This is a genomic window from Fictibacillus norfolkensis (genome assembly GCF_014836645.1).
Classification (GTDB): Bacteria; Bacillota; Bacilli; order Bacillales; family Fictibacillaceae; genus Fictibacillus; species Fictibacillus norfolkensis.
This window is the reverse complement of record NZ_JACSQM010000003.1, coordinates 320,151-333,120: the sequence shown is the minus strand read 5'-3', so window position 1 is coordinate 333,120 and position 12,970 is coordinate 320,151. Positions and strand designations below refer to the sequence as shown.

General features: G+C 39.0%; 12 protein-coding genes and 1 tRNA gene. 11 read left to right on the top strand and 2 right to left on the bottom strand.

The window, feature by feature from the left end; translation table 11 throughout:
* Positions 1–31: 31 nt before the first annotated feature.
* From H9648_RS08965 to H9648_RS08940, 6 genes are all read left to right on the top strand, one after another.
* Complete coding sequence (locus H9648_RS08965) at positions 32–1,783, top strand: ABC transporter transmembrane domain-containing protein (RefSeq protein ID WP_191753547.1); 1,752 nt, start codon at positions 32–34, stop codon at positions 1,781–1,783.
* The gene (locus tag H9648_RS08960) at positions 1,780–3,582 is read left to right on the top strand and encodes an ABC transporter ATP-binding protein (RefSeq protein ID WP_404825667.1); all 1,803 of its coding nucleotides are present in this window, start codon (positions 1,780–1,782) and stop codon (positions 3,580–3,582) included. The genes H9648_RS08965 and H9648_RS08960 overlap by 4 nt, the downstream gene beginning before the upstream one ends.
* 441 nt (positions 3,583–4,023) lie before the next feature.
* Positions 4,024–4,869: a M15 family metallopeptidase gene (locus H9648_RS08955; protein WP_225218811.1), complete on the top strand. Its 846-nt coding sequence runs from the start codon at positions 4,024–4,026 to the stop codon at positions 4,867–4,869.
* A 104-nt stretch (positions 4,870–4,973) separates the two neighbouring features.
* The gene (locus H9648_RS08950; protein WP_191753546.1) at positions 4,974–5,684 is read left to right on the top strand and encodes a cytochrome c biogenesis CcdA family protein; all 711 of its coding nucleotides are present in this window, start codon (positions 4,974–4,976) and stop codon (positions 5,682–5,684) included.
* Positions 5,685–5,708: 24 nt separating this feature from the next.
* Positions 5,709–6,167, top strand: coding sequence for a Na(+)/H(+) antiporter subunit B (locus H9648_RS08945; protein ID WP_191753734.1), 459 nt, complete (start codon positions 5,709–5,711; stop codon positions 6,165–6,167).
* Between the two features lie 2 nt (positions 6,168–6,169).
* Positions 6,170–6,634: a CcdC family protein gene (locus tag H9648_RS08940; RefSeq protein ID WP_191753545.1), complete on the top strand. Its 465-nt coding sequence runs from the start codon at positions 6,170–6,172 to the stop codon at positions 6,632–6,634.
* Positions 6,635–6,683: 49 nt separating this feature from the next.
* Here H9648_RS08940 and H9648_RS08935 read toward each other — a convergent pair whose 3' ends face one another.
* A complete protein-coding gene (locus H9648_RS08935) occupies positions 6,684–7,109 on the bottom strand; it encodes a DUF2621 domain-containing protein (RefSeq protein WP_191753544.1) in 426 nt (141 codons plus the stop codon).
* Between the two features lie 28 nt (positions 7,110–7,137).
* Positions 7,138–7,234, bottom strand: a tRNA-Sec gene (locus tag H9648_RS08930).
* A 400-nt stretch (positions 7,235–7,634) separates the two neighbouring features.
* Between H9648_RS08930 and selB the strand changes: the two genes are divergently transcribed.
* From selB to phnC, 5 genes are read left to right on the top strand one after another with little or no spacing between them, the layout of a single operon-like run.
* Positions 7,635–9,527, top strand: a complete 1,893-nt coding sequence (gene selB / locus H9648_RS08925) for a selenocysteine-specific translation elongation factor (RefSeq protein ID WP_191753543.1) — start codon at positions 7,635–7,637, stop codon at positions 9,525–9,527.
* Positions 9,528–10,523: a glycosyltransferase gene (locus H9648_RS08920; RefSeq protein ID WP_191753542.1), complete on the top strand. Its 996-nt coding sequence runs from the start codon at positions 9,528–9,530 to the stop codon at positions 10,521–10,523.
* 22 nt (positions 10,524–10,545) lie between these two features.
* Positions 10,546–11,439 carry a phosphate/phosphite/phosphonate ABC transporter substrate-binding protein gene (gene phnD / locus H9648_RS08915; RefSeq protein WP_191753733.1) on the top strand — a complete coding sequence of 298 codons (894 nt, stop codon included), beginning with the start codon at positions 10,546–10,548 and terminating at the stop codon, positions 11,437–11,439.
* 9 nt (positions 11,440–11,448) lie between these two features.
* Positions 11,449–12,207, top strand: coding sequence for a phosphonate ABC transporter, permease protein PhnE (gene phnE / locus H9648_RS08910; RefSeq protein WP_191753541.1), 759 nt, complete (start codon positions 11,449–11,451; stop codon positions 12,205–12,207).
* A gap of 8 nt (positions 12,208–12,215) precedes the next feature.
* A complete protein-coding gene (phnC, locus tag H9648_RS08905; protein WP_191753540.1) occupies positions 12,216–12,959 on the top strand; it encodes a phosphonate ABC transporter ATP-binding protein in 744 nt (247 codons plus the stop codon).
* Positions 12,960–12,970: the final 11 nt, after the last annotated feature.

The window sequence follows — 12,970 nt, the reverse complement described above, 5'->3', positions numbered from 1 at the left end:
GTTTTGATATGCAAACAAGGGGGAACGAGCGTTGAGGGTTTTTCTGCAATTGATGTGGTATTTTAAACAAGAAAAGTGGCGATATTTAGGCGGAATCGTGATGCTGGCATTCGTATCATTAGGGTTATTAGTACCTCCAAAAGTGGTCGGGCTCATTGTTGATCATATTGAGGAAGGTACGATAACCGAAGAGATATTATGGAGATATGCTGCTGTTTTAATCGGTATTGCGATTGGCATCTATGTTCTACGTTATATCTGGAGAATCTTGATATTCGGTTCAGCGGTTAAATTGGCTATGTTACTAAGAAATAGGCTATACGAACATTTTACTAAAAAATCACAAGAATTCTACCATAAGAGACGTGTTGGAGATTTGATGGCTCATTCTACAAACGATCTGCAAGCCATTCAACAAACTGCAGGGGATGGTGTTTTGACTCTAGTAGATTCCTTGATGATGGGCGGTTTCACGTTGATCGCAATGGCTACTACGATCAGTTGGAAACTGACACTTGTCAGTCTTCTGCCTCTACCTATCATGGCTTGGGCAACGAACAAATATGGGACGATGCTGCATAAAAGGTTTCATAGTGCACAAGAAGCGTTCTCGACACTAAACGATAAGGTGCAAGAAAGTATCTCTGGAACGAGGGTGATAAAAGCTTTCGGTCAAGAAAGAGATGATATCGACAGCTTTTCCAACCTATCAAAAGATGCTGTAAAAAAGAATATGGCTGTTGCGCGTGTTGATTCTTTGTTCGATCCAACGATATCCCTGATCATTGGTTTCTCCTTTTTCTTAGCGGTTGGTTATGGCTCGATTCTCGTAACGCAGAACGAACTCACAATAGGCGAACTGGTTTCATTTACGAGCTACCTCGGATTACTCATTTGGCCGATGCTTGCATTTGGCTGGCTGTTTAATATCGTAGAGCGAGGAAGAGCTTCTTATGATCGTGTAGAGTCACTTCTTGCTGTAAAAGAGGAGATTGAAGACAGTGGTTCAATCGAAAACAGTCCCAAAGGTGATATCTCATTCCAATTAGAGCAATTTTCTTATAGTACGGGTACTCCTGTTTTAAGTGATATCCATTTCACTTTAAAACGCGGTCAGACTCTTGGGGTCGTCGGAAAGACAGGCAGCGGCAAAACCACACTATGCAAGCTATTGCTGCGTGAATTTCAATTAAAATCAGACGACATTATTATAGATGATCACGATATCTGTGAATACCAATTGCATGCGTTACGAAATTCGATCGGCTATGTACCTCAAGACCATTTTTTATTTTCGGCAACTATTGCGGAAAATATAGCGTTCTCAAAAGTTGAATCTCCTTTTATAGAAATAAAAGAAGCGGCAGAACTCGCTTCTATTCATAAGGATATATCGCAGTTCAAATACGGTTATGAAACAGTAGTGGGGGAGAGGGGCGTTACACTTTCAGGGGGACAAAAACAAAGGATCTCTATTGCAAGAGCATTGATTAAGAACCCAGAAATTTTAATTTTAGACGATTCCCTTTCTGCTGTTGATGCAAAAACAGAAGAATCCATCCTTCAGCAATTGAAGCGTAAACGCCAGAATCAAACGACGATCATAACAGCACATCGCCTATCATCGATCGCGCATTGTGATCTAATCATCGTTTTGGAGAACGGAACAATCGTACAACGGGGTACTCATTTCAGTTTATTGGATGAGGATGGATGGTACAAAGAAACATATGAAAAACAAGCATTGGAAACACTGATTTCGCAAGGAGGTGTAATCAAATGAGCACCGAAAAAGAACCAACCCTTGATGAGTTGCAGCAAATGAAGCAGTGGTCAGTTTTCAAAAGACTCATGTCTTATACTAAACCACACAAGAAGCGTTTGGCATTTGCTTTCTTATTGTTATTAGTTGCGACTGCAGCTGAACTTACGGGTCCTATTCTTGTTAAAACGTTCATCGACGATTTTGTTACACCTCGTAATTTTGAACAGAGAGCTTTAGTGATACTCGCTTCTGGATATATTGGATTAATCGTAATCTCAGCTGTCGTAAATTACGTACAATTTGTTCTGTTTCAATCGGTCGCTCTAGATATTATTCAAACGCTTCGCATTCAAGTGTTTTCAAAGGTACATTCACTAGGATTAAAATTCTTTGATCGTACACCAGTTGGAAGTTTAGTATCAAGAATTACGAACGACACAGAAGCAGTGAAAGATCTTTATGTAAGTGTACTCTCAACGTTTGTTCAAAATATTGTATTTTTATTTGGAATCTTTGGCTTCATGTTCTATTTGAATGTGAAACTTGCCTTATTCTGTTTAGGAATTCTTCCGTTCATCGTTTTGATCATGTGGTTATACCGTAAATACAGTTCAAGGTCGTTTTATGACATGAGAGAGAAACTTAGCCAGTTGAACGCTAAATTGAACGAATCTCTTCAAGGGATGTCGATCGTACAAGTGTTCAATCAGCAGAAGAGGCTTAGAAAAGAGTTTGCAAAAATAAATCAAGAACATAACGACGCACAGATCAGAAATATAAAATACAACGGTTTGTTGCTAAGACCTGCCGTTGACCTTGTCTATATGCTTGCATTGTTGATGATTCTATCCTTTTTTGGCATTAAATCTTTTAATTCACCCGTTGAAATCGGTGTGATCTATGCTTTTATCAATTATTTAGATCGCTTTTTTGAACCGGTTAACATGATGATGATGCGCCTTTCTATCTTTCAGCAAGCTATTGTTTCTGCAGGACGAGTATTTACAGTCATGGATGAAGGAGAATTTGCTCCTGTTAAAAAAGGGGATGAGACGCCTTCGATTTCAAGAGGAAAGATCGAATTTAAAGACGTTTCCTTTTCTTACGATGGAGAACAGGAGGTTCTAAAAGAAATCTCTTTCACTGCAGAGCCTGGTCAAACAGTGGCACTCGTCGGTCATACCGGGAGTGGTAAGAGCTCGATCATCAATCTGCTCATGCGTTTTTATGAAGTGAATAAAGGTAAGATTTTAATCGATGATGTTCCTTTATCCAACTTTGAAAACAAAGAGTTGAGAACAAAGATGGGGCTCGTTTTGCAAGATCCTTTCTTATTTGTAGGAGACATTATGCAAAACGTAAGATTGTATGATCAGACGATAACAGACGAGGATGTAGTAAATGCGGCTAGGTTTGTTCAGGCGGCACCGTTTATTGAGAGATTGCCGGAGGGTTACAAAACAGAGTTAGGAGAAAGAGGAGCCACATTTTCAAGTGGGCAAAGACAGCTGATTTCTTTTGCACGCACGATGGCTTTTTCCCCGAAAATCTTAATACTCGACGAAGCGACGGCCAACATTGATACAGAGACGGAGGAAGAGATTCAAGAAGCTCTTCATAAAATGCGCAGCGGCAGAACGACCATTGCTATCGCACATCGATTATCTACAATACAAGACGCCGAACTCATTCTCGTGTTGCATAAAGGTGAAATTGTCGAAAGAGGCACTCACCAAGAACTATTGCGACAGCGAGGGTTGTATCATAAGATGTTCCTTTTACAACATGGAAAAGATTCTATGAACGATGTGGGTTAATTAACGAAATGATATACGTACGAATAGACAGCTCTTCGTCATATAGAGCTGTCTTTCTTAATGCCGTTTTGTACTGCGTGAGTAGAGCCTTCAGGTGATCGCGGTGTAATCTCGGGTGGTTATGCGCGTCTTAGCGGTGCACGTTCCGTTTTATAGGTGAAAACTAAAGCGATTACAAGTGAAAATAATCTATTTACCGGTGAACACGTAATAAATATAAAAAACACGTACCGTAAAATAACATAGAAAAAACTAGAGTTTTTTTCATGCAAGGTTCACAAAAAATTGTTATTCGAAATCTCCATTCGAAAATGCCCCTATTTTTTACTATAATTTTTCGAAAATATGAACATGTGTTTTAAGGATTGACTTATTTGCAAATTATTTTATTATAAGATAGCATACACGTACAGACAAACTGAATAAAAGGATGAGAATGCTTTGAAGAAATATGTATTACCATCAATGTTGATCGGTAGCATGGTTGTCCTTTCAGCATGTAAGCCAGTTGATTGGGCAGAAAAGAAATGGAATGCTGCCTTTAATGAAGAGAGCTCTGAAGAGAACGAAAAACAGATTTCGAACGAGCGGACTACACCAAAATCAAATGATGAAAACAAAAATGAAACTCCTGATGAACAACCTTCAGCAGAGAGTGATCTGCCGTGGTTAGAAGAGACGGTAACAGCATCCGGTGACGGAAAAGCGGTCGTACAGAATTTAGACGATCTTTTAATTGTTGCAAACAAGGAAAGAAACCTACCAGGTGATTATGAACCGAAAGATTTAGTTACACCTAATGTTCCATTCCCGTTTAAAGAGGATCTGCCTAAGAAAAAACTTAGGAAAGAAGCTGCACTTTCTTTAGAAGTATTGTTTAAGGCAGCCCAAGAAGATGGCTTGGAGCTGTTAGCTCAATCAGGTTATCGCTCATATGATACACAAGTATCCATCTTTGCCTTTAACGCGGAGCAAAAAGGGGAAGAAGTAGCTAACAAAACGAGTTCCAGACCCGGTCAGAGTGAGCATCAGACTGGATTGTCTATGGACGTTACTTCTCAAGAAGTGAACTTTGAACTTGTAGAAGCCTTTGGTGAGACAAAAGAAGGAAAATGGCTCGCTGAAAATGCACATAAGTATGGATTCATCATCAGATATCTTAAAGGAAAAGAAGAGATAACTGGATATCAGTATGAACCTTGGCATCTTCGGTATGTTGGTGTGGATCATGCTAAAAAAATCCACGAGCAGGGAATTACCCTTGAAGAGTATCTACAGAAACCATAATAATATCTGACAGCTTTTTTAAAGCTGTCTTTCTTTATGTTTGAACAAAATGGATATTCCCTTTAAGATAGAGAGAGAATTGTAAAAAGGAGCTTACTAAAAAAATGACCGATCTTAATATTCTGCTTGCTTTTGGAGCTGGCTTGCTCTCCTTTATTTCACCTTGCTGTTTACCGTTGTACCCTGCTTTTCTATCTTACATAACCGGGATCTCTGTTCAGGAACTTAAAGAGGAAAATGCCATGCTTAGAAAAACGGCGCTTTTACATACTACATTTTTCTTGATAGGTTTTTCGATCATCTTTCTTTTCCTTGGTCTATCTACTACGATGATCGGTGATCTATTCGTACAATATCAAACATTGTTAAGGCAAATCGGAGCTATTGTAATTATCTTTTTCGGTCTTGTTGTGATGGGGTTCATATCTCCTGCATTTCTGATGAAGGATAAGAAAGTCAGGTTTCAATCCCGTCCTACCGGATATCTGGGTTCCGTGTTAATCGGCATTGGTTTTGCTGCAGGGTGGACACCTTGTATGGGTCCGATTCTAGCAGGCGTTATCGCGCTTGGAGTATCAAATCCAGCAGCATCTATGACGTATATGGTCGCTTATGTTTTAGGATTTGCTGTTCCTTTCTTTGTTTTAAGCTTCTTTTTGGATAAACTAAAGGTAATAAAAAAGTTCAACCGTCAGTTTATGTTGGTAGGGGGGACTCTAATGGTCGTTATGGGAATCCTGCTATACTTTGATTGGCTGACACAATTAACGTCATTTCTAACAAACCGTGTGTTTGGAGGATTCAAAGGTTTTTAAGAGTAAAATGAAAAGGGGAAATACATCATGCATTCACGATCGAATGACCTTATCTTAAAAACAACAACAAATATCATTGTTTTTGTTATTCTAGCTTTTTCAATAAACATGCTTTTTTCAGGGCATAATGCTCCAGGTGGAGGATTTATCGGAGGATTGATGGGAGCGGGAGCATTTCTTCTTCTCTATGTTTCCTACGGATTACAACCTGTACATAGAATATTGCCGATAAACTTTACGTACATGATAGCAGTTGGTTTATTGATCGCCATTCTCACTGGTGCAGGTTCCTTTGTTTTGGGTGTTCCGTTTTTGAGTCACAGTTTTGGATATTTTCAACTCCCGTTGTTAGGGAAAACAGAGCTTGCTACAGCGATGCTTTTTGACTTAGGTGTATATTTGACTGTAATCGGTGTTACGATGACCATTATCCTCTCAATTGCAGAAGATAAGATCGAGAAAGAAGTAGGGGAAGGGAACTAACTGTGTTTTTTATTGCGAGTACATGTTTTGCTATCATTATGGCAGTGATTATTTTTAATTTCCGAATGAAAGAAACAAGGGAACCGGTTACCACAAAAAAGATCATCATACCCCCGTTAGCGATGAGCACAGGCTTTCTTCAGTTTGTGATTCCTGCTTTTCATATCACATGGACGGAAGCAGGGGAGGCGTTCTTAGTTGGTATCATGTTTTCAATATTTCTTATCATGACTAGTAAATTCGAAATTAAAGGTGATCATGTATACTTGGTTCGATCGAAAGCCTTTATCTTTATCATTATCGGATTGTTTGCCATCCGCTTAGCTTTAAAATGGTATATTGGTTCTACGATATCTATTTTTGAAACAAGTTCGTTATTCTTTATTGTTGCGTTTGGCATGATTCTGCCATGGAGACTTGCCATGCTCGTTTTGTTCAATAAAAAGAAAAACGAGATCGCAATGTAAAGGTGAATAACAAAAAACACCCCCTGAATTTCATGATTCAGGGGGTTCTTTATGCGAGTAAAGAATGATAAGGCTTGATATCGATGTTCTTCTTTTTTAAAGTCTTTATCAGCCATTTATGATCTCTTTTTGGTGTTGCGATAATATAGCCGCGAATGATTAAGTCTTGAGACATTGAACTTGCCTTTTCTTGTAATGCTAATTCGCCGATCTTACCCGCGATCTTTTCCTTCGCTACGTCTCTGAAGAGTTCAGGAACCGGGGCTACTAATTCGTTTAAAAGTTTCTTCTGATCATCTGTCCATAGATGAATAGTTTGGTTGATGTAATGTTCTTGCCAATCTAAAATTGATTTTCCATCTTCTTTAGGTAATCGTTTTAAGAATTTGCGGAACATAAAATATCCGCCGATTGCAAACATGGTAAATAAAAAAACGGACCATAACACGATAAAAGTGATGAACCATCCAGACAATGCGTCCACCTCATATGTATAAATTTTTTGGCGGGACCATGTGGGAATCGAACCCACCGGAGACGGCACGCGCCTCCCAAAAGGTTTTGAAGACCCAGGCAAGCACCAGCTACGCATCTGACCCCATATAATTTCCTTAGCTCGCTATTGCATTATACAGCATTTTACCCTAGTAGGACAAGACTTGAGCCTTATTCCTTACGATAGGGGAGAGTAGATTTGTCGAATGGTGGTGGAGAGTGACTGTAACAGGGAGAATATCCAACTATAACAGTTTAACGCTATAACAGTTCATTTTAACAACTATAACAGTCCGCCCTGTGGACAAGTGTGGATAACTTGTTCTGTGGATAACCTGTGGGTATACAGTTATGAATAAATATACATCCGTTTATGGCGATCTGGGAAATAATATAGAACAGGCAAACTTCGCTATTTTTCAACAATGAATAAAGCGTTATCCTTGTTTTTTACATCTCCTTTTCATAAAGTGTAGAAGAGTATGTACATATAGGTGGTTAAACGATGACGATAAAATATTATACGATTGGAATGGCCGGACACATTGATCACGGAAAAACGACGCTAACAAAAGCTTTGAGTGGGATTGATACAGATACACTAAAGGAAGAAAAAGCCCGCAAGATCACGATCGAACCAGGGTTTGCGCCTTTTCCGTTAACAAAAGATCTGCATACCTCTATTGTAGATGTACCGGGTCATGAAAAGCTGATTCGTCAGATGATCGCTGGTGTGGCGGGAATCGATCTAGTGCTCCTTGTGATCGCGGGAGATGAAGGTGTGATGCCTCAAACGAGAGAACACTTTGAAATTCTTTCCTACTTGGGCATTGAAAAGGGAATAATCGTAGTTACAAAGTCAGATATGATTGATGAAGAGATGAGGTTGTTAGTTGAAGAAGACATTTTAGAACTTACAAACTCATCGGTTTTTGAACATTTTCAAATACATTTTGTAGACAGTGTTTCTTCTGCAGGAATAGAGAAATTAAAAAATGAGATCATTAACCTCTTAAGAGACACACCTGTTAAATCTTCACAAGGCGCATTCCGCATGCCGATCGATCACATATTTACCGTAAAAGGACAAGGTACTGTTGTAAGAGGTACGGTCTATGAAGGTGAGGTACAGGAAGGTAATGAACTTCTTATTCAGCCTGGGAATGATAAAGTGAAGATTCGAAAACTTCAAGTGCACAAACAAGAGGTTCATTCCGCTAGAGCGGGACAAAGAGCAGCGCTAAACCTTTCAGGAGGTTCTAGAGCAGATTGGAAAAGAGGTCATGTTCTAGTAGAACCGAATGTCTACTCGACCACGAACACTATCGATCTCGTGTTATCAACGGGTGAAGGTTGGCAAGGGAAATTGAAACAGCGCTCGATTGTGAAGTTTTATAGTGGTACGTCTGAAGTGATGGGTAAACTCGTCCTATTTGACCGAAATGAGCTTGATGTCAATGAAGATCAAATATATTGTCAAGTTCGATTAGATCAAGAGGTCGTAACAAAACGAGGTGATCGTTTCATCTTAAGAAGACCAACTCCTGAGGAAACGATTGGCGGAGGAGAAATTATCGACCCGAACGGATCTATTTATAGATTTGGAGCGGAGACCATCGAACGATTGAAAAGTAAACATAAAGGAACTCCTGGTGAGCGAGTTTTAGACTTGCTTAATAAAGTAGGATCGATGACAGAATTAGAACTTAAGAGATCTAGCGGAATGGATGAGGAAATTCTTCAACAAACGTTTGGCGAACTATTAAGCGAAGGTTCTGTTGAACGAATGCAGAATTATTTGGTTTCTCATTCTACAGTACAGCATATTAAATCCAGCATCATGAACAAACTTCAAAACTTCCATAGTGAGTATAGTTTAAGGCAAGGTATACCAAAGGCAGAAATTGTTCAATCCTTCCAAAGTGAAGTAAATCCGAGGGTAGTTAACTCGCTTCTTGAAAAATGGGTAACTGATTCAAACTTTTCAATTACGGACCAATTTGTTCATTTATCACATTTTAAACCACATTATCCAGAAAAATGGGCAAAAAGGATGGCGAATGTTCTGAACACCTTGGAAGAAGCACAGCTTGAGCCGGATGACCTAGCGAACATCTATAACGCTCAGCAACTTCCAGAACCTCTTTATCATGAGTTTAAGTATTTTTTGATTAAGACCAATGAAGTGGTCACGCTATTTGATGAAGTGATGTTGAGTAAAAAGGCATTTGATTCAGCAGTTGAACATTTAAGAGTCAATACGGATTCAACCTTTTCCGTACAGGATGCTAAGGCGGTTCTTCATACATCAAGAAAGTTTTTAATACCGATCTTGGAATGTATGGATTCATTAGGGTATACAACGCGAGAATCTAATGTTAGGAAATGGGTGCAATAATTGAGAGTTGTTTTTTTCACTCCATATTATAAACAAAACCGTGGTAATTCTACTACGGCCAAACGATTAGAACATGGATTGTCTCGGAAAGTTGAGTTTTCTTTATTTCCATATGAAGAATCAAGTGTTAATCCTACTCTACTTGAATGGATGGAAAAAGCGGATATGTATCACATCCTTCATTTTTCAAGATTCGTTCAATGGGCAGAAAAAAATGAGGTTACGTTGGATAAACCTTATATCGTTACCTCTGGAGGAACAGATCTTAACCACTCATTAATAGAAGACGAAGGAAGATATCTTCCTATGCTGCGTGAAGCAAAAGCTATCGCTGTTTTTACTCAACAAGCTAAACGAATGCTCGTAAAAGATTATGCACTAAGTGATAAATCTGTGCATGTGATACCCCAAAGTATTTATTTACCTGCCACAGACCATATGCTTCAAACATTGACTCTACCGGAGGGCTATCCGAAATTGTTACTGCCAGCTGGAATTCGTCCGGTAAAAGATGTTCTTTTTGCTTTAGAAAGCTTGATTAGGCTGTCTGATGAATTCACTGATCTCTGCTTTTTACTAGTAGGAGCAAACTTAGATGAGGAAGAGTTCGAACGTGTGAAAAAGGCGGAAAAAAAGCATGATTGGCTGCATTATCTGCCCGAAGTAGAACTCGGTCAAATGAAGAAGCTGTATGAATGGGGAGATGTTGTACTGAATACATCGATCTCAGAAGGGCAGCCGACAGCGCTGTTAGAAGCGATGAGTTTTAAAAAACCTGTAATCGCTAGGAATAACGTCGGAAACGCTAGCATCATACAGCATGGAATGAATGGATTGCTGTTTCAATCTCAAGAAGAACTATATCATTCTATAAAAAAAGTGATGTCTGATAATAAAACGTATAACCAACTAAGTGACCATGGGTATCAATCCATTAAAGAGAACCACACTATAAAGAAAGAGATAGACTCTTATATGGAATTATATAAAGATTAATAAGAAAAAAGGAGAGAGTATGATGAAAAAACTTAGTTTATTGTTGCTGACTATGATGCTATTCGTATCAGCTTGCGGAACGAATAATGAAGATAAGAAAAATTCAAAATCAAATAAAGATGAGGTCTTTACGATTGGGGTAATCCCAGCACAAACAGAAGGTGAGATGAAGGGTGCGCTTGATAAGCTTCAGAAAGTGCTTAGTGAGAAAATGGACCGCGAAGTTAAGATCACATCTTATCCGGATTACAACGGTGTAGTTGAGGCGATGAACTATGATAAAATCGACATGGCTTATTTCGGACCTCTTACATACGTTGTCGCTCATGAAGAGAGTGGAGCGAAAGCGATCGTAACACAACTGATCAAAGGTGAACCGTTCTACTATTCTTATTTAATCACGCATAAAGACAGCAAGTATGAAAGTTTTGAAGATATGGCATCTGATGTTAAGAATGTTAAGTTTGCTTTTGGTGACCCATCCTCAACTTCAGGATCATTGATTCCTAGTATCAAATTAAAAGATGAAGGCATCTATAGAAGTGAATCTGATAGTGATTTTAATAATGTTAGGTTTACGGGATCACATGATGCGACCGCACTTGCTGTTCAAAACAAACAAGTAGATGTTGGTGCGATCGACAGCGCTATCTATGATAAATTGATCGAAGAAGGGGCTATTGACGGAGATCAGTTTAAAGTGATCTGGAAGTCAGAGAAATTGTTCCAATATCCTTGGGCTGTATCTAAAAGTACAGATGAGAAAACGACGAAGAAACTTCAGCAGATCTTTTTAGATATTAAAGATAAAGAGATCCTAGATGCCTTTGGTGCAACTGGGTTTACGAAAGCAGACAACAAGGATTACGAGAGTATCCGAAAAGCAGCAATTAAAGAGGGTACCATTCAAGAATAGAGGGGAACCATGGTTTGGTTTAAGAGGAGCCAGTTTTTAATTCTATTATGTTTAACTATACTCGTGATAGGAAGCATGAAGTTAACAGAATTTGATCTTTCGAAGTTTAGAGATTTTCAAAATATGGGTGACTTTCTGTCGAAATGGTTTCCGATGAACACAGAAAGTCTGCCGTTTCTGTTTCAAGAAAGTTTGTTAACGATTGCTATTGCATTTTTGGGGAGTTTATTCGGTCTGATTATCGCACTTCCGTTAAGCTTTATGGCGGCTCGAAATACGAGTAAAAATCGCTTTGTCTTTTCCGTGACTCGTTTCTTGCTTAGCTTTTTACGATCAGTACCTGAATTTGTTTTCGGTTTAATTCTTTTAACAACGCTTGGACCTGGCCCGTTTCCTGCCGTTATCGCCATCATATTTCATAACATCGGAGTATTAGGAAAGCTGATATCAGAGCTGATCGAGTCGGCTGACAAGGGTCCGATGGAAGCGATGCTGGCAGTTGGGGCAAAGAAATGGATCGGAAATCTTTTTGCAGTATTGCCACAAATATGGCCGAATGTCCTGTCTCAATTTTTCTACCGATTTGAGGTCGCTATTCGTACTTCGCTCATCTTAGGTTTGATTGGTGGAGGGGGAATCGGTCAACAATTGTTTATTCATTTTAAAACGTTTCAGTATCAACTCGTCTCGGTTGACGTACTACTCATCATGATCATGGTTATCATGGTGGATTATATTGGCAGCAAAATTCGGGAAAAGGTGATTTAGGTGATAACATGATTGAATTTAAGAGTGTATCTGTCACGTATCCTGGTGCTAAAGAACCTGCTTTAGCAGATGTTAATATTACTTTCCAAAAGGGAGAGTTTGTTTGTGTCTTAGGAAGAAGCGGTGCAGGAAAATCAACTTTTATCAGATGTATTAACGGGTTGCAGCCTGTATCTGAAGGTTATGTGAAATGGGAAGATAAAACGTTAAGTGAGATGACTCACAAAGAAACGTTAGAAGTTCGCCGGAAAACAGGAATGATCTTTCAGCATTTTAACTTAATTCCGAGGATGAGTGTTGTTCAAAACATCTTAACAGGTCTCTTTGGATATAAAAAATCATATGAGAATTTGTTAGGATTGTTTAAATCCAGTGATCGATTGCAAGCTCTAGAAGCAATTGATCAGGTTGAGCTAACGGTTGAACCAACAAGACGAGTTGAGAAGTTAAGCGGCGGGCAAAAACAAAGAGTGGCGATCGCTCGAGCACTCGTTCAAAACCCGAAAGTATTCTTAGGAGACGAACCTGTTGCGAGTTTGGATCCTGGAACGGCTGATCGGATTTTTCAATTATTAAAAAAAACTCATGTGAAAAGAAATCTTGTGTCAATTATTAACGTGCACGACGTCATTCTCGCTAAAAAATTTGCCACAAGAATTATTGCGCTTAAGGACGGAAAACTCGTTTTTGACGGAACACCTGAAGAATTTGATGATAAGGTCTATGCAGATATCTATAATCATTCATCTTAAAATGGACGCAA

Bases quoted from the DNA above. Each gene is read 5' to 3' on its own strand.
- H9648_RS08960 (WP_404825667.1), top strand. From the start codon at position 1,780: ATGAGCACCGAAAAAGAACCAACCCTTGATGAGTTGCAGCAAATGAAG.
- H9648_RS08950 (WP_191753546.1), top strand. From the start codon at position 4,974: ATGACCGATCTTAATATTCTGCTTGCTTTTGGAGCTGGCTTGCTCTCC.
- selB (WP_191753543.1), top strand. From the start codon at position 7,635: ATGACGATAAAATATTATACGATTGGAATGGCCGGACACATTGATCAC.
- phnD (WP_191753733.1), top strand. From the start codon at position 10,546: ATGAAAAAACTTAGTTTATTGTTGCTGACTATGATGCTATTCGTATCA.
- phnE (WP_191753541.1), top strand. From the start codon at position 11,449: ATGGTTTGGTTTAAGAGGAGCCAGTTTTTAATTCTATTATGTTTAACT.
- phnC (WP_191753540.1), top strand. From the start codon at position 12,216: ATGATTGAATTTAAGAGTGTATCTGTCACGTATCCTGGTGCTAAAGAA.